At 72.8% G+C, this 15,559-nt stretch carries 15 protein-coding genes; 9 read left to right on the top strand and 6 right to left on the bottom strand.

All coding sequences use genetic code 11. From position 1 onward, the window contains the following. Nucleotides 1-136 precede the first annotated feature (136 nt). Complete coding sequence (locus ACIQUR_RS34050; protein WP_403673066.1) at nucleotides 137-379, bottom strand: hypothetical protein; 243 nt, start codon at nucleotides 377-379, stop codon at nucleotides 137-139. A gap of 93 nt (nucleotides 380-472) precedes the next feature. Between ACIQUR_RS34050 and holA the strand changes: the two genes are divergently transcribed. Next, nucleotides 473-1,465: a DNA polymerase III subunit delta gene (holA, locus tag ACIQUR_RS34045; protein ID WP_403673064.1), complete on the top strand. Its 993-nt coding sequence runs from the start codon at nucleotides 473-475 to the stop codon at nucleotides 1,463-1,465. A gap of 24 nt (nucleotides 1,466-1,489) precedes the next feature. Here the strand turns inward: holA and ACIQUR_RS34040 are convergent, their stop codons facing one another. The 3 genes from ACIQUR_RS34040 to rpsT form a co-directional block, all read right to left on the bottom strand. After that, entirely contained in the window at nucleotides 1,490-2,659 is a 1,170-nt protein-coding gene (locus ACIQUR_RS34040; protein ID WP_403673062.1) for an acyltransferase family protein, read from the bottom strand. A 112-nt stretch (nucleotides 2,660-2,771) separates the two neighbouring features. Beyond that, nucleotides 2,772-3,296 carry a hypothetical protein gene (locus ACIQUR_RS34035; RefSeq protein WP_403673060.1) on the bottom strand — a complete coding sequence of 175 codons (525 nt, stop codon included), beginning with the start codon at nucleotides 3,294-3,296 and terminating at the stop codon, nucleotides 2,772-2,774. A 215-nt stretch (nucleotides 3,297-3,511) separates the two neighbouring features. Next, entirely contained in the window at nucleotides 3,512-3,778 is a 267-nt protein-coding gene (rpsT, locus tag ACIQUR_RS34030) for a 30S ribosomal protein S20 (protein WP_403673059.1), read from the bottom strand. 186 nt (nucleotides 3,779-3,964) lie between these two features. Here rpsT and lepA point away from each other — a divergent pair, with 186 nt between their 5' ends. The 3 genes from lepA (at nucleotide 3,965) to hemW (ending at nucleotide 9,226) form a co-directional block, all read left to right on the top strand. Next, entirely contained in the window at nucleotides 3,965-5,830 is a 1,866-nt protein-coding gene (lepA, locus tag ACIQUR_RS34025; protein ID WP_403673058.1) for a translation elongation factor 4, read from the top strand. 196 nt (nucleotides 5,831-6,026) lie between these two features. Further along, on the top strand, nucleotides 6,027-7,916 hold the full coding sequence (locus ACIQUR_RS34020; RefSeq protein ID WP_403673056.1) for an AMP-dependent synthetase/ligase: 1,890 nt from the start codon (nucleotides 6,027-6,029) through the stop codon (nucleotides 7,914-7,916). Nucleotides 7,917-7,993: 77 nt separating this feature from the next. After that, nucleotides 7,994-9,226: a radical SAM family heme chaperone HemW gene (hemW, locus tag ACIQUR_RS34015; protein WP_403673054.1), complete on the top strand. Its 1,233-nt coding sequence runs from the start codon at nucleotides 7,994-7,996 to the stop codon at nucleotides 9,224-9,226. Between the two features lie 59 nt (nucleotides 9,227-9,285). Here the strand turns inward: hemW and ACIQUR_RS34010 are convergent, their stop codons facing one another. Next, entirely contained in the window at nucleotides 9,286-10,095 is an 810-nt protein-coding gene (locus ACIQUR_RS34010; RefSeq protein WP_403673053.1) for a DUF3097 domain-containing protein, read from the bottom strand. A 28-nt stretch (nucleotides 10,096-10,123) separates the two neighbouring features. Next, on the bottom strand, nucleotides 10,124-10,849 hold the full coding sequence (locus ACIQUR_RS34005) for an MBL fold metallo-hydrolase (RefSeq protein WP_403673051.1): 726 nt from the start codon (nucleotides 10,847-10,849) through the stop codon (nucleotides 10,124-10,126). A 141-nt stretch (nucleotides 10,850-10,990) separates the two neighbouring features. Between ACIQUR_RS34005 and hrcA the strand changes: the two genes are divergently transcribed. The 5 genes from hrcA to ACIQUR_RS33980 all read left to right on the top strand — a co-directional run bounded on the left by hrcA (nucleotide 10,991) and on the right by ACIQUR_RS33980 (nucleotide 15,558). Then, nucleotides 10,991-12,007, top strand: a complete 1,017-nt coding sequence (hrcA, locus tag ACIQUR_RS34000) for a heat-inducible transcriptional repressor HrcA (RefSeq protein ID WP_403673050.1) — start codon at nucleotides 10,991-10,993, stop codon at nucleotides 12,005-12,007. After that, nucleotides 12,008-13,144, top strand: coding sequence for a molecular chaperone DnaJ (dnaJ, locus tag ACIQUR_RS33995; protein ID WP_399956788.1), 1,137 nt, complete (start codon nucleotides 12,008-12,010; stop codon nucleotides 13,142-13,144). A 144-nt stretch (nucleotides 13,145-13,288) separates the two neighbouring features. Then, nucleotides 13,289-14,362 (top strand): nitronate monooxygenase, encoded by a 1,074-nt coding sequence (locus ACIQUR_RS33990; protein WP_403673048.1) that lies wholly within the window; start codon nucleotides 13,289-13,291, stop codon nucleotides 14,360-14,362. Beyond that, complete coding sequence (locus ACIQUR_RS33985; protein WP_403673046.1) at nucleotides 14,359-15,105, top strand: 16S rRNA (uracil(1498)-N(3))-methyltransferase; 747 nt, start codon at nucleotides 14,359-14,361, stop codon at nucleotides 15,103-15,105. The genes ACIQUR_RS33990 and ACIQUR_RS33985 overlap by 4 nt, the downstream gene beginning before the upstream one ends. Before the next feature lie 93 nt (nucleotides 15,106-15,198). Continuing rightward, nucleotides 15,199-15,558 (top strand): histidine triad nucleotide-binding protein, encoded by a 360-nt coding sequence (locus ACIQUR_RS33980; protein ID WP_403673044.1) that lies wholly within the window; start codon nucleotides 15,199-15,201, stop codon nucleotides 15,556-15,558. Nucleotide 15,559: the final 1 nt, after the last annotated feature.

The raw sequence follows: 15,559 nt of genomic DNA, 5'->3' as shown, positions 1-15,559 counted from the left end.
CCCGGGGCCCGGGCATTCTGTGGGGGCCCCGGGTTCTGGGGGGGGGGGGTGCCCGGGGGGGGGGCCCCCCCCCGCCCCCCCCCCCCCCCCCCCCCCGCCCGGGGGGGGGGGGGCGGCCCCCCCCCCCCCCCACGGCTCAGGGAGCCTCCAGCCAGCCTTCGTACTCGGCGGCGAGCCCGTCCAGGGCCGCCGGGTCGAGGCGGGCGTCCGGGTCCTCGACGACGACCAGCCACTGGGCGTCCTCGGCGTCGTCCTCACCCGCCAGGGCGTCGCGGACCAGCTGGGGTTCCTCACCGATGCCGAAGCGGTCGGCCACTTCCTCGGCCACCTCCTCCGCCGCGTCGCGGTCGGGGAGCACCAGTACATGTCGAGCGTTCACCGGACCATTCTCGGGCACGCCGTCCGGGCGTCCGGCGGGGAGTCCCGCCGGACGGGGACCGGCTGTCAGCGGGGCGTGGGATGCTGGACGGCGATGGCCACCAGGAAGAACTCCACCGACGATCCCCTCGCCCCGCTCACCCTCGCGGTGGGGCAGGAGGACCTGCTGCTCGACCGCGCCGTGCGGGAGGTGGTGGCGGCCGCCCGCGCCGCCGACCCCGACACCGACGTGCGCGACCTCACCCCGGACCAGCTCCAGCCGGGCACCCTTGCCGAGCTGACCAGTCCGTCGCTGTTCTCCGAGCGCAAGGTCGTGGTCGTGCGCAACGCGCAGGACCTGTCAGCCGACTCGGTCAAGGACGTCAAGGCGTACCTCGGCATGCCGGCCGAGGAGATCATCCTGGTGCTGCTGCACGCGGGCGGGGCCAAGGGCAAGGCCCTGCTGGACGCCGCCCGCAAGGCCGGTGCCCGCGAGGTGCAGTGCCCCAAGATGACGAAGCCGGCGGACCGGCTGGCGTTCGTCCGCGGCGAGTTCCGCGGCCTGGGCCGCTCGGCCACGCCGGGGGCCACGGAGGCCCTGGTCGACGCCATCGGCAGCGACCTGCGGGAGCTGGCCAGCGCGGTCACCCAGCTGTGCGCGGACGTCGAGGGCACCATCGACGAGGCCGTGGTCGGCCGCTACTACACCGGCCGTGCCGAGGCCTCCAGCTTCACGGTGGCCGACCGGGCCGTGGAGGGGCGTGCGGCGGAGGCCCTGGAGGCCCTGCGCTGGTCGCTGTCCACGGGCGTGGCACCCGTACTGATCACCAGCGCGCTGGCCCAGGGCGTACGGTCCATCGGCAAGCTCGCCTCGGCCCCGCGCGGCGCCCGCCCGGCCGACCTGGCCCGGGACCTGGGCATGCCGCCGTGGAAGATCGACCGGGTGCGGCAGCAGATGCGGGGCTGGTCGGCGGACGGCGTGGCCGTCGCACTGCGCGCGATCGCCGAGGCCGACGCCGGCGTGAAGGGCGGCGGGGACGACCCGGAGTACGCCCTGGAGAAGGCGGTGGTGGCCGTCGCCCGCGCCGCCCGCCCCGGCCGCTCCTGACCCCGATGGCCACGGTGGCCGGCCCTACGGCGCGGCGGCCGGCCGCCTCCGGGACGGGCCGGCCTTCTCCAGCCCGGTCGCGAGCCAGCGCCGCAGCCGCAGGCCCAGCGGCCGTTCGACGAAGCGGTGCACCGCCCAGGAGGCGGCCAGCAGCACGGTGATCAGCCCGGCGAGCAGCGCCAGGGGCGGCACCGTGCCGTGCAGCCGCTGGACGGCGAACCAGCCCAGCCGCTCGTGCAGCAGGTACAGCGGGTAGGTGAGGGCCCCGGCGGGCACCAGCCAGGCCCGGTTGAAGAAGTTCAGCCGGCCCAGCGCGGCCGCGAGGAGCACGCCGTAGAAGGCCGTCACCAGGACCAGCGCGGCCGTCCAGGACACCTCCACCCGGCTCCACGCCTCGGCCCCCCGCACGAGGGTGAGCAGCTGGTGCTGGGCCAGCAGCCAGGACCCGCCGAGCATCAGCCAGAGCAGCGGCGAGGTGCCGAAGCGGTACATCAGGAAGATCAGGACGCCGCCGATGAAGAAGGGCGCGTACTGCGGCTGGAACATCACCACGAGCAGCGGTATCCCGGAGACCGGGGCGAGCACCGAGCCCAGCATCCAGATCCCGCAGAAGGCCATCACCCGCCGGTACGTGAGCCCCCAGACCAGCAGGCCGCCGAAGAGCACGTAGAAGCGCATCTCCGCCCACAGCGACCAGTACGAGGGGTCCACGTGCGGCACCTTGAGCGGCTCGTGGAGCATCGTGAGGTTGGTCAGCACCCGCGAGGCGGTCATCCCGGTGTCCCCGGACAGCCGCATGGCCACGGCGGTCGCCAGCACGCAGAACCAGAACGCGGGGAAGAGCCGCACCACCCGCGACACCGCGAAGTCCCGCACGTTCCGCCCCCAGCAGGACATGCAGATCACGAAGCCGCTGATGAGGAAGAACAGCTCCACCCCGAGCCAGCCGTACTGCGCGAAGCGGTGCAGCAGCGGGAAGACGTCCTCGGTGCTCGCGCCCCACACCCCCGCCACGCCGTAACGGTCGTAGCCGGCCAGGTGGTACAGGACCACGGCCAGCGCGGCGACGAGCCGCAGCCCGTCGAGCACGTACAGCCGGGACGGCCGCCGCGCCGGAATGATCGTCGCCCTCCCCGGCGGCGCCCCGGCCCGGCCGGCCGCCGGTTTGAGATCCGAAACGGTCGATGTCGTCATGTGCGCGGGATCCCCCCCGTTTGATTACCAGACGGTAGTGATCCTATTCAGCCCGTTTGCCCATCTCAGCAGCCCCGCCGGGGCTCGGACGCGGCGGCCGACCTCGACGACCTCACCGGGACGGCTGCGACCGCGGCGCGCCCGTGCGGTTGCGGTGGTGCAGCAGGTTCCGGGCCGCCGCGACCGTCTCGGCGTCGAGGTCTTCCCTCGGGAGGCTCCAGCGCGCGTCCCAGTCGTCGAAGCTGTGGGCGCACGAGACGAGATCCTGGAGTTCGTCGGGGTGGCGGAGGTCGTACGCGACGTCCGCGAGGAGCCGGTACGCACCGACGGCCGGGTCGAGGGAGCCGTCCGCGATCTGCTCGGCGATCCAGTACGCCAGCGCCCACTTGGCCGCTGTGGGGTCCTGCGGGGGCGAGTAGCTCAGCCCCAGCTCGTCGAGCACCTGGTCGAACAGCTCGGGGGCCTCCGGTTCCTCGCGCCGCGTGAGGCCGGCCAGCATGCCGATCGAGGGGCAGTCGACTCCGGCGAGCAGCGCGTCCAGACCGGCCTGGATCAGGCGGTCGGAGCCGACCACCGAGCCGAGCGCGCGCCAGCGGCCGAGCGCGGCGAGAGCCTTGCGGGCCTCGTCCTGCGTCATGACGTGCGGCCTCCTTCCTCGGTGGCGGGGTCCGGCCCGGGGCCGGGTATGCCGAAGGCCCCGGGTGTCCTGGGGAAGGACGGCCCGGGGCCTTCGGTTCGAGATGAGTGCGCCGCACCCGCGTGGCGAACGCAGGCCGCGTGCGGCGCGGGGTTGCCGGTCAGGAGCGGATGAGAGGGCCCGCTTGGTCCCTTCCGGCGATCACATCAGAGTGCTCAGCCCTGGAGGGAGGCAACCTTGGAGGCCAGCGCCGACTTCTTGTTGGCGGCGGCGTTCTTGTGGATGACACCCTTCGAGACAGCCTTGTCCAGCTTCCGCGACGCGGCACGGGCGGCAGCGGTGGCCTTCTCGGCGTCGCCGGCGACGACGGCCTCGTTGGCCTTGCGGATGTAGGTGCGCAGCTCGGACTTGACGGACTTGTTGCGCAGGCGCGCCTTCTCGTTCGTCTTGTTCCGCTTGATCTGGGACTTGATGTTCGCCACGAAAGAGCCTTTTCAGGTTCAGAGTTTTTCTTCGGAAGCGCCCCGCCGCTGAGAGGGCAGACGAGACACAGCTGTCCACGGTATCAGCTGCCGTTCGGGCGGCCCAAACCGAGCGCACTCGCGCGGGCGTGGGACCATGGGTACCTGCGTATCGATCCGACTTCCACCCGAGAATCAGGACACTAGGTGCCCGCGACCCCCAGCAACGTGCCCGAGCCGAGCCGTACCGACCCGGCGCTGATCCGCAATTTCTGCATCATCGCGCACATCGACCACGGCAAGTCGACCCTCGCCGACCGGATGCTCCAGCTGACCGGCGTCGTCGAGCAGCGGCAGATGCGCGCCCAGTACCTCGACCGCATGGACATCGAGCGGGAGCGGGGCATCACGATCAAGTCCCAGGCCGTCCGTCTGCCGTGGGCGCCGCGGACGGGTGAGGGCACCGGCAGGACGCACATCCTGAACATGATCGACACCCCGGGGCACGTGGACTTCACGTACGAGGTGTCCCGGTCCCTCGCGGCCTGCGAGGGCACGATCCTGCTCGTGGACGCGGCCCAGGGCATCGAGGCCCAGACCCTCGCCAACCTCTACCTGGCGATGGAGAACGACCTCGCGATCGTCCCCGTCCTCAACAAGATCGACCTGCCGGCCGCCCAGCCGGAGAAGTTCGCCGAGGAGCTGGCGAACCTGGTCGGCTGCCAGCCCGAGGACGTCCTGCGCGTCTCCGCCAAGACCGGCGTGGGCGTGGACGCCCTGCTCGACCGGGTCGTCAAGGAGGTCCCGGCCCCGGTCGGCGTCGCCGACGCCCCCGCCCGCGCGATGATCTTCGACTCCGTCTACGACTCGTACCGCGGCGTCGTCACCTACGTCCGTGTGGTCGACGGCAAGCTCAACAAGCGCGAGCGCATCCGGATGATGTCCACCGGCGCCACGCACGAGCTGCTGGAGATCGGCACGAACTCGCCCGAGATGCTGGCGGCCGACGGCCTCGGCGTCGGCGAGGTGGGCTACCTGATCACCGGTGTGAAGGACGTCCGCCAGTCCAAGGTCGGCGACACGATCACCCAGATGACGGGCGGCGCCACCGAGGCCCTCGGCGGCTACAAGGACCCGAAGCCGATGGTCTTCTCGGGCCTGTACCCGCTGGACGGCTCGGACTACCCGGACCTCCGCGAGGCCCTGGACAAGCTCCAGCTCAACGACGCCGCCCTGGTGTACGAGCCGGAGACCTCCGCCGCGCTCGGCTTCGGCTTCCGCGTCGGCTTCCTCGGCCTGCTCCACCTCGACGTGATCCGCGAGCGCCTGGAGCGCGAGTTCGGCCTGGACCTGATCGCCACCGCGCCGAACGTGGTCTACCGCGTCGTCCTGGAGGACGGCAAGGAGGTCACGGTCACCAACCCGAGCGAGTTCCCCGAGGGCAAGATCTCCGAGGTGTACGAGCCGGTCGTGCGCGCCACGATCCTCGCGCCCAGCGAGTTCATCGGCTCGATCATGGAGCTCTGCCAGACCCGCCGCGGCACCCTCCTGGGCATGGACTACCTGTCCGAGGACCGCGTCGAGATCCGCTACACGCTCCCGCTCGCCGAGATCGTCTTCGACTTCTTCGACCAGCTGAAGTCCAAGACCCGCGGCTACGCCTCCCTCGACTACGAGCCCACCGGCGAGCAGGCCTCCAGCCTGGTCAAGGTCGACATCCTGCTGCACGGCGACAAGGTCGACGCCTTCTCCGCGATCACGCACAAGGACGCGGCCTACGCGTACGGCGTGCGCCTGGTCGCCAAGCTGCGCGAGCTCATCCCGCGGCAGGCCTTCGAGGTGCCCGTCCAGGCCGCCATCGGCTCCCGGGTCATCGCCCGCGAGACCATCCGCGCCATCCGCAAGGACGTCCTCGCCAAGTGCTACGGCGGTGACATCTCCCGTAAGCGGAAGCTGCTGGAGAAGCAGAAGGAAGGCAAGAAGCGGATGAAGATGGTCGGCTCCGTGGAGGTCCCGCAGGAGGCCTTCATCGCGGTGCTGTCCAGCGACGAGTCCGGCGCCAAGAAGAAGTAACCGCGTTGTCCGAAAACGGGCCCCCGCGCACACGCGCGGGGGCCCGTTTCGTTATGAACCGGCCGCACACTGGCTCTTACGCCCCGGCCGGGCGGCCTCTAGTCTGATCACTGCTCGATGGTTACTCGCCAGTTACAAAAACCCGCCAGTCCCCACGCTCCCACGCAACTCCGCGTGGACCGGTCCGGAGGATGTCGTGAGCGACACAAAGTCCTTGATCGAGAATCGCCCGCCCACCGTGGCGTCCGTCTTCCTTGAGCGCGTCGCCGCCACCCCGGACGGGGAGGCCTACCGCTATCCGGTCCCGGCGGCCTCGGGCCAGGGGCCGGACGAGTGGAAATCGCTCAGCTGGGGACAGGCGGCCGACCGGGTCTTCGCCATCGCCGCCGGTCTCATCGCCCTCGGCGTCGAGCCGGTCCAGCGCGTCGCCCTCGCCTCCAACACCCGCGTCGAGTGGATCCTCGCCGACCTCGGCGTGATGTGCGCCGGCGCCGCGACCACCACGATCTACCCGAGCACCAACGCCGAGGAGTCGGCGTTCATCCTCTCGGACTCCGACAGCCGCGTGCTCATCGCCGAGGACGGCGTCCAGCTGGCCAAGGCCCGCGAGCACCGCAAGGACCTGCCCGGCCTGCACCACGTCGTGGTGCTGAACGCCGAGGACGCCGTCCCGGCCGAGGGCGACCCGGAGGGCTGGGTGCTCTCCCTCGCGGAGCTGGAGGAGCGCGGCAACGCCCACCTCGCCGAGCACCCCGAGGCCATCAAGGAGCGGATCGCGGCCATCACCGCCGACCAGCTCGCCACCCTCATCTACACCTCCGGCACCACCGGACGCCCCAAGGGCGTCCGGCTGCCCCACGACAACTGGTCGTACATGGCCAAGGCCACCGTGGCCACCGGCCTGATCACCGCCGACGACGTCCAGTACCTGTGGCTGCCGCTGGCCCACGTGTTCGGCAAGGTCCTCACCTCGGGCCAGATCGAGGTCGGTCACGTCACCGCCGTCGACGGCCGCATCGACAAGATCATCGAGAACCTGCCGGTCGTCCAGCCGACCTACATGGCCGCCGTCCCGCGCATCTTCGAGAAGGTCTACAACGGCGTCGCCGCCAAGGCCCGCGCCGCCGGCGGCGCCAAGTACAAGATCTTCCTCTGGGCCGCCGAGGTCGCCCGCGAGTACGCGAAGGTCACCCAGGACAACTTCCGCCGCACCGGCAACGCCACCGCGCCCTTCGGCCTCTCCGCCAAGCACGCCATCGCCGACAAGCTCGTCTACGGCAAGCTCCGCGAGGCCTTCGGCGGCAACCTCCGCGCCTGCGTCTCCGGCTCCGCCGCCCTCGCCCCCGAGATCGGCTACTTCTTCGCCGGCGCCGGCATCCACATCCTGGAGGGCTACGGCCTGACGGAGTCCAGCGCGGCGTCCTTCGTCAACCCCGGCGAGGCCTACCGCACCGGCACCGTCGGCAAGCCCCTCCCCGGCACCGAGGTCCGCATCGCCGACGACGGCGAGATCCTGCTGCGCGGCCCCGGCATCATGGAGGGCTACCACGGGCTGCCCGAGAAGACCGCCGAGGTCCTGGAGGCCGACGGCTGGTTCCACACCGGCGACATCGGCGAGCTCTCGCCCGACGGCTACCTGCGGATCACCGACCGCAAGAAGGACCTGATCAAGACCTCCGGCGGCAAGTACGTCGCCCCGGCCGAGGTCGAGGGCCAGTTCAAGGCCATCTGCCCCTACGTCTCCAACATCGTCGTCCACGGCGCCGACCGGAACTTCTGCACCGCCCTCATCGCCCTCGACGAGGCCGCCATCCTCGGCTGGGCCGCCGAGCACGGCATGGAGGGCAAGCCGTACGCCGAGGTCGTGGCCGCGCCGGAGACCAACCGCCTGGTCGAGACGTACGTCCAGACCCTCAACGAGGGCCTCCAGCGCTGGCAGACGATCAAGAAGTTCCGGCTGCTGCCCCGCGACCTGGACGTCGAGCACGGCGACCTCACACCCAGCCTCAAGCTGAAGCGGCCGGTCGTCGAGCGCGAGTTCAAGCACCTCATCGACGAGATGTACGAGGGCTCCCGCGAGGCCTGACCCGGACCCGCGCCCCGGCAGCGGGGCGCGACCGGCATCACGTCCGACACCGTCGGGCGGTACGGGACAATGGGCCCATGCCTTCCGTACTGCCCGATGGTGAGCCCGTGCCCGACGACGGGGCGCTGCCTCCGCATGCCCTGGAAGGCGCCGGTGACCGCCCGCTCGGCTTCTACCTGCACGTCCCGTACTGCGCCACGCGCTGCGGCTACTGCGACTTCAACACCTACACCGCCACCGAGCTGCGCGGCACCGGCGGCGTGCTCGCCTCCCGCGAGAACTACGCCGACACCCTGACGGACGAGATCCGCCTGGCCCGCAAGGTGCTCGGCGACGACCCCCGCGAGGTCCGCACGGTCTTCGTCGGCGGCGGCACGCCCACCCTGCTGCCCGCCGCCGACCTCGTCCGCATGCTCGCGGCGATCCGGGACGAGTTCGGCCTGGCCCCCGACGCCGAGGTCACCACCGAGGCCAACCCCGAGTCCGTGGGCCCCGAGTACCTCGCCGAGCTGCGCGCGGGCGGCTTCAACCGCATCTCCTTCGGCATGCAGAGCGCCCGGCAGCACGTCCTGAAGGTGCTCGACCGCACCCACACCCCCGGCCGCCCCGAGGCCTGCGTGGCCGAGGCGCGCGCCGCCGGCTTCGAGCACGTCAACCTCGACCTCATCTACGGCACCCCCGGCGAGTCCGACGACGACTGGCGGGCCTCCCTGGACGCCGCGCTCGGCGCCGGCCCCGACCACGTCAGCGCGTACGCCCTGATCGTCGAGGAGGGCACCCAGCTGGCCCGCCGGATCCGCCGCGGCGAGGTCCCGATGACCGACGACGACGTGCACGCCGACCGGTACCTCATCGCCGAGGAGGTGCTCTCCGGCGCCGGCTACCACTGGTACGAGGTGTCGAACTGGGCCACCTCCGAGGCCGGCCGGTGCCTGCACAACGAGCTGTACTGGCGCGGTGCCGACTGGTGGGGCGCGGGCCCCGGCGCCCACAGCCACGTCGGCGGCGTCCGGTGGTGGAACGTGAAGCACCCCGGCGCCTACGCCGCCGCCCTCGCCGCCGGCCGCAGCCCCGGCGCCGGACGCGAGCTGCTGTCCGCCGAGGACCGGCGCGTGGAGCGCGTCCTGCTGGAGCTCCGGCTGGCCGACGGCTGCCCGCTCGACCTGCTGGCCCCGGCCGGGCTCGCGGCCGCCGGCCGGGCCCTCGCCGACGGCCTCCTGGAGCCCGGCCCGTACGCCGACGGCCGCGCGGTGCTGACCCTGCGCGGCCGCCTCCTCGCGGACGCCGTGGTCCGCGACCTGGTGGACTGAGGCCCCGCCGGCACACCCCGCCGTCCTGGGCGCCGAGGGGTCCGGCGCCCTGCCGCGGGTCAGGCGGGCGCCGTGACGAAGTCGATCAGTTCTTCCACGCGGCCCAGCAGGGACGGCTCCAGGTCCTGGTACGAGCGGACGCGGGACAGGATGTGCTGCCAGGCCGCGCCCGTGTGCTGCGGCCAGCCGAGGGCCCGGCAGACACCGGTCTTCCAGTCCTGGCCGCGCGGGACCTCCGGCCAGGCGGCGATGCCCAGCGAGGACGGCTTCACCGCCTGCCAGACGTCCACGTACGGGTGACCCACCACCAGCACGTCCGCACCGGTCACCGCGGCCGCGATGCGGGACTCCTTCGAGCCGGGCACCAGGTGGTCCACCAGCACGCCCAGACGGGCGTCCGGTGCGGGCGCGAACTCGGCGACGATCGCCGGGAGGTCGTCGACGCCCTCCAGGTACTCGACCACCACGCCCTCGATGCGCAGGTCGTCGCCCCACACCCGCTCGACCAGCTCCGCGTCGTGCCGCCCCTCCACGTAGATGCGGCCGGCCCGGGCCACCCGTGCGCGCGCCCCGGGGACCGCGACCGACCCCGAGGCGGTCCGGCCGGGCCCCGCGGCCGCCGGGCGCGCGGAGGGCCGTACGAGGGTCACGACGGCCCCCTCCAGCAGGAAGCCGCGCGGCTCCAGGGGGAACGCGCGGCGCTTGCCGAAGCGGTCCTCCAGCGTCACCGTGCCGCCCTCGCAGGCGACCACGGCACCGCACCACCCGGTGGCCACCTCCTCGACCACGAGATCGTGGTCCGCCGGCACCTCGGGCGCGGGCCGGGACTTCTTCCAGGGCGGGGTCAGGTCGGGACCGTACTGTCGCATTCGCACGACAGTAGGAACGGCGTCACCCTCACGCGCGCGACACGCCGAAACGACCGGCCAGTGTGTCGCGCTGCTCATGGACGAACCGGGCATCCACCACCGAACCGTGCCCCGGCACGTACAGCGCCTCCTCGCCGCCCAGCGCCAGCAGCCGGTCCAGCGCCGCCGGCCACCGGCCCGGCACGGCGTCCGGCCCGGCCTGCGGCTCCCCGGACTCCTCCACCAGGTCCCCGCAGAACACCACCTCCCGCTCGCCGGGCACCAGCACCGCCAGGTCGTGGCCGGTGTGCCCCGGCCCCACGTTCGCCAGCAGCACCTGCACCCCGCCCAGGTCCAGCGTCCACTCGCCCGAGACGTGGTGCCGCGGCAGCACCAGCAGTTCCGCGGACTCCGCCGCCTCCTCGGCGGCCAGCCCGTGCCGCACCGCCGACTCCCGCAGCTCCTCCCGCTCCGCCGCGAGCAGCCCGTCCAGGCCCACCGCGCCGAACACCTCGGCCCCCGAGAAGGCCGCGGCCCCCAGAACGTGATCGAAATGACCGTGCGTGAATGCGAGGTGCGTCACTCTCCGGCCGGTCAGCAGCTCCGCCTGCGCCCGCAGCTCGGCCCCCTCCCGCACGCACGAACCGGGGTCGACCATGAGCACGGAACGGTCCCCCACCACCAGTCCCACCGTGCAGTCCCACACCGGGAGCCGCCGCCGGCCGGTGCGCCCGGTCAGCCGTTCCCACCCCGCCTCTTCCCAAGCCACGTCCATACCGCGACGCTACCGTGACGGGCCGCCCTTGCTACGGGCGTACCCCGCCGCCGTACACTGACCGGGGGATCTCTGGCACTCACACGCATCGAGTGCCAAGCCAGTGAACGAACCGGGCATCACAGCTGGAGGTGTGCGCCGATGCTCAGCGAACGCAGACTCGAGGTGCTGCGCGCCATCGTCCAGGACTACGTCGGGACGGAGGAGCCGGTCGGCTCCAAGGCACTCACGGAGCGCCACAAGCTCGGCGTCTCGCCGGCCACCGTGCGCAACGACATGGCCGTGCTGGAGGACGAGGGCTACATCGCCCAGCCCCACACCAGCGCCGGCCGCATCCCGACCGACAAGGGCTACCGCCTCTTCGTCGACCGGCTCGCGGGCGTCAAGCCGCTGTCGAGCCCGGAGCGGCGCGCCATCCAGAACTTCCTGGACGGCGCGGTCGACCTCGACGACGTCGTCGGCCGCACGGTCCGGCTGCTCGCGCAGCTGACCCGGCAGGTCGCCGTCGTGCAGTACCCGAGCCTCACCCGCTCCACGGTGCGCCACGTCGAGCTGCTCTCCCTCGCGCCGGCCCGGCTGATGCTCGTACTGATCACCGACACCGGCCGGGTCGAGCAGCGCATGGTCGACTGCCCGGCGCCGTTCGGCGAGACCTCGCTGGCCGACCTGCGGGCCCGGCTGAACAGCCGGGTCGTCGGCCGCCGGTTCGCGGACGTGCCGCAGCTGGTGCAGGACCTGGCGGAATCCTTCGAGGCCGACGACCGGGGCACCGTCCAGGTCGTCCTCTCCACGCTGCTGGAGACACTGGTCGAGGAGACCGAGGAGCGGCTGATGATCGGCGGCACCGCCAACCTCACCCGCTTCGGACACGACTTCCCCCTCACGATCAGGCCGGTGCTGGAGGCGCTGGAGGAGCAGGTCGTGCTCCTCAAGCTGCTCGGCGAGGCCAAGGAACCGGGCGTGACGGTACGCATCGGGCACGAGAACGCCCACGAAGGGCTGAACTCCACGTCCGTCGTGTCGGTCGGCTACGGTTCGGGCGGCGAGGCAGTCGCCAAACTCGGCGTGGTCGGACCGACCCGCATGGACTACCCCGGAACGATGGGAGCGGTACGCGCAGTGGCACGTTACGTCGGACAGATCCTGGCGGAGTCGTAAGTGGCCACCGACTACTACGCCGTACTCGGCGTACGCCGCGACGCGTCCCAGGACGAGATCAAGAAGGCCTTCCGCCGCCTGGCGCGCGAACTCCACCCGGACGTCAACCCGGACCCGAAGACGCAGGAGCGCTTCAAGGAGATCAACGCCGCCTACGAGGTGCTGTCGGACCCGCAGAAGAAGCAGGTCTACGACCTCGGCGGCGACCCGCTGTCCGCCTCGGGCGGCGGCGGTGCCGGCGGCTTCGGCGCCGGTGGCTTCGGCAACTTCTCCGACATCATGGACGCCTTCTTCGGTACGGCGTCCCAGCGCGGCCCGCGCTCGCGCACCCGGCGCGGCCAGGACGCGATGATCCGTCTCGAGCTGGAGCTCGACGAGGCGGCCTTCGGCACGACCAAGGACATCCAGGTCGACACCGCCGTGGTCTGCACGACCTGCTCCGGCGAGGGCGCCGCCCCCGGCACCTCGGCCCAGACCTGTGACATGTGCCGCGGCCGCGGCGAGGTCTCCCAGGTCACCCGGTCCTTCCTGGGCCAGGTCATGACCTCGCGGCCGTGCCCGCAGTGCCAGGGCTTCGGCACCGTCGTCCCGACCCCGTGCCCCGAGTGCGCGGGCGACGGCCGGGTCCGCTCCCGCCGCACCCTCACGGTCAAGATCCCGGCCGGTGTGGAGAACGGCACGCGGATCCAGCTTGCGGGCGAGGGCGAGGTCGGCCCCGGCGGCGGCCCCGCCGGCGACCTGTACGTCGAGATCCACGAGCTGCCGCACCCGGTCTTCCAGCGGCGCGGCGACGACCTGCACTGCACGGTCACCATCCCGATGACGGCGGCGGCCCTGGGCACGAAGTGCCCGCTGGAGACGCTGGACGGCATGGAGGAGGTCGACATCCGGCCCGGCACCCAGTCCGGCCAGTCGATCCCGCTGCACGGGCGCGGCGTCACGCACCTGCGCGGCGGCGGCCGCGGCGACCTGATCGTCCACGTCGAGGTGCAGACCCCGGCGAAGCTGGACCCGCAGCAGGAGGAGCTGCTGCGCCAGCTGGCGAAGCTGCGCGGCGAGGAACGCCCGACGGGCCAGTTCCAGCCGGGGCAGCAGGGTCTGTTCTCGCGGCTGAAGGACGCCTTCAACGGCCGCTGACCGTGCGCGGAGCGTGCTCCGGCGGCCGCTGGGCGAACGCCCAACGGCCGCCGGAAGAACCGCCGGTGCGCCGGCCGCGGGCGGACTATGCCAGGCGAAAGCCCTGATTCGGCACCGTGCGGGGGACGTGGCACGATGCAGGTCATGTCCTCCGCGCTGAGCGATCTCCACCCGCACCCGATCGTGCAGGCCCCCATGGCGGGCGGCGCCTCCGGCCCGCAGCTCGCCGCAGCCGTGTCCGACGCGGGCGGACTGGGCTTCCTGGCCGGCGGCTACAAAACCGCCGACGGCATGTACCAGGAGATCAAGCGGATGCGCGCGCTCACCCGCGCGCCGTTCGGAGTGAACCTCTTCATGCCGCAGCCGGGCCACGCCGACCCCGCCGAGATAGCGGCCTACCGGGGCCAGCTCGCGGGCGAGGCCGCCTGGTACGACGCGCCGCTCCCCGAGGACGTCGACGACCGCACCGACGACGGGTACGACGCCAAGCTCGCGATCCTGCTGGACGACCCGGTGCCGCTCGTCTCCTTCACCTTCGGCTGTCCCGCCCCCGAGCTGCTGGCCGCCCTGGCCGCCGTGGGCACCCGTACCGTCGTCACCGTGACCTCCGCCGAGGAGGCCCGTACCGTCCAGGCCGCGGGCGCCGACGCCGTGTGCGTCCAGGGCATCGAGGCCGGCGGCCACCAGGGCACCCACCGCGACGACCCCGAGACCGACTGCGCCGGCTTCGGCCTGCTGCCCCTGGTCGCGCAGGTACGCGAGGCCGTGGCCCTCCCGATCATCGCCGCCGGCGGGCTGATGCGCGGCGCCCAGATCGCCGCCGTACTGGCCGCGGGCGCGGAGGCCGCCCAGCTCGGCACCGCCTTCCTGGTCTGCCCCGAGTCGGGCGCCAGCCCCCTGCACAAGCGGGCCCTCACCGACCCGCTGTTCTCGCGCACGGAACTCACCCGGGCCTTCTCGGGCCGCCCCGCCCGGGGCCTGGTCAACCGCTTCATGCGCGAGCACGGTCCCTACGCGCCGGCCGCCTACCCGCAGGTCCACCACCTGACCAGCGGGCTGCGCAAGGCCGCGGCCGAGGCCGGCGACCCGCAGGGGATGGCCCTGTGGGCCGGGCAGGGGCACCGGCTGGCCCGGGCGCTGCCGGCGGCCGAGCTGGTGGAAGTCCTCGTGGCCGAACTGGCAGAGGCGCAGAGCGCGTTGACAAGGAGTGCGTCATGACAGCCCCCGTATTCGTGGTCGAGAAGGTGCCCGCGGGGCCCGAGTTCGTCCTGGACGGACCGGAGGGGCGGCACGCGGTCTCCGTCAAGCGGCTGGAGCCGGGCGAGGACGTGGTGCTGACCGACGGCCGCGGCCAGTGGGCCGAGGGCGTCGTGAAGGCCGCCGAGGGCAAGGACCGGCTGGTCGTCACGGACCTGCGCGAGGTGCTGACCGAGCCGGACCCGCGCCCGCACATCACGGTGGTCCAGGCGCTGCCCAAGGGCGACCGCGGGGAGCTGGCCGTCGAGACCATGACGGAGACGGGCGTCGACGCGATCGTGCCGTGGCAGGCCTCCCGGTGCATCACCCAGTGGCGGGCCGAGCGCGGGGCGAAGTCGCTGGCCAAGTGGCGGAACACGGCGCGCGAGGCCGGCAAGCAGTCGCGCCGGGTGCGGTTCCCCGAGGTCGCCGAGGCGATGTCCACCCGGCAGGTCGCGCAGCTGCTGGCCGGAGCCGACCTGGGCGTGGTGCTGCACGAGGACCGGGACCACCCGTCCGAGGCGCTGGCCACGGCCGCCCTGCCGGAGACCGGGTCGATCGTGGTCGTGGTGGGCCCCGAGGGCGGGGTCTCGCCGGAGGAGCTGGCGGTCTTCGCCGAGGCGGGGGCGAGGCCGTACCGGCTCGGGCGCTCGGTGCTGCGCACCTCGACGGCGGGCACGGCCGCGGTGGCCGTCCTGCTGGCCCGCACCGGCCGCTGGTCGTAACACGGGCGTCCGGCCGGGAAACGCGGACGCCCGCGCGGCGGGGGGCCGATACGATGCGCCCGTACCGATCAAGGAGCCGCGAGGAGGCCGCACATGGCTGGCGAGGCACAGCCCGACTGCCTGTTCTGCAAGATCGTCACCGGTGATGTCCCGGCCACGATCGTGCGGGAGACCGAGACCACCGTCGCCTTCCGCGACATCAACCCCCAGGCGCCGACGCACGTCCTGGTGATCCCCAAGGCGCACTACCCGGACGCGGCCTCCCTGGCGGCGGCCGAGCCGACGCTGGCCGCGGACGTGCTGCGCGAGGCCGGGGCGGTGGCCGCGGACGAGAAGGCCGACGGCACCGGCTACCGCGTGGTGTTCAACACCGGCGCGGGCGCCGGCCAGACCGTCTTCCACGCGCACGCCCACGTCCTCGGCGGCCGCGGCCTCGAATGGCCCCCCGGATAAG

It is taken from the genome of Streptomyces sp. NPDC101132 (assembly GCF_044759225.1).
Classification (GTDB): domain Bacteria; phylum Actinomycetota; class Actinomycetes; order Streptomycetales; family Streptomycetaceae; genus Streptomyces.
This window is presented reverse-complemented; position numbering and strand designations above follow the sequence as displayed.

What these genes read in the sequence shown, in the direction of transcription:
- holA (WP_403673064.1), top strand. Translation starts at nt 473, where the DNA reads ATGGCCACCAGGAAGAACTCCACCGACGATCCCCTCGCCCCGCTCACC.
- ACIQUR_RS34040 (WP_403673062.1), bottom strand. Translation starts at nt 2,659, where the DNA reads ATGACGACATCGACCGTTTCGGATCTCAAACCGGCGGCCGGCCGGGCC.
- ACIQUR_RS34035 (WP_403673060.1), bottom strand. Translation starts at nt 3,296, where the DNA reads ATGACGCAGGACGAGGCCCGCAAGGCTCTCGCCGCGCTCGGCCGCTGG.
- hemW (WP_403673054.1), top strand. Translation starts at nt 7,994, where the DNA reads ATGCCTTCCGTACTGCCCGATGGTGAGCCCGTGCCCGACGACGGGGCG.
- ACIQUR_RS34010 (WP_403673053.1), bottom strand. Translation starts at nt 10,095, where the DNA reads ATGCGACAGTACGGTCCCGACCTGACCCCGCCCTGGAAGAAGTCCCGG.
- ACIQUR_RS34005 (WP_403673051.1), bottom strand. Translation starts at nt 10,849, where the DNA reads ATGGACGTGGCTTGGGAAGAGGCGGGGTGGGAACGGCTGACCGGGCGC.
- hrcA (WP_403673050.1), top strand. Translation starts at nt 10,991, where the DNA reads ATGCTCAGCGAACGCAGACTCGAGGTGCTGCGCGCCATCGTCCAGGAC.
- ACIQUR_RS33990 (WP_403673048.1), top strand. Translation starts at nt 13,289, where the DNA reads ATGTCCTCCGCGCTGAGCGATCTCCACCCGCACCCGATCGTGCAGGCC.
- ACIQUR_RS33985 (WP_403673046.1), top strand. Translation starts at nt 14,359, where the DNA reads ATGACAGCCCCCGTATTCGTGGTCGAGAAGGTGCCCGCGGGGCCCGAG.
- ACIQUR_RS33980 (WP_403673044.1), top strand. Translation starts at nt 15,199, where the DNA reads ATGGCTGGCGAGGCACAGCCCGACTGCCTGTTCTGCAAGATCGTCACC.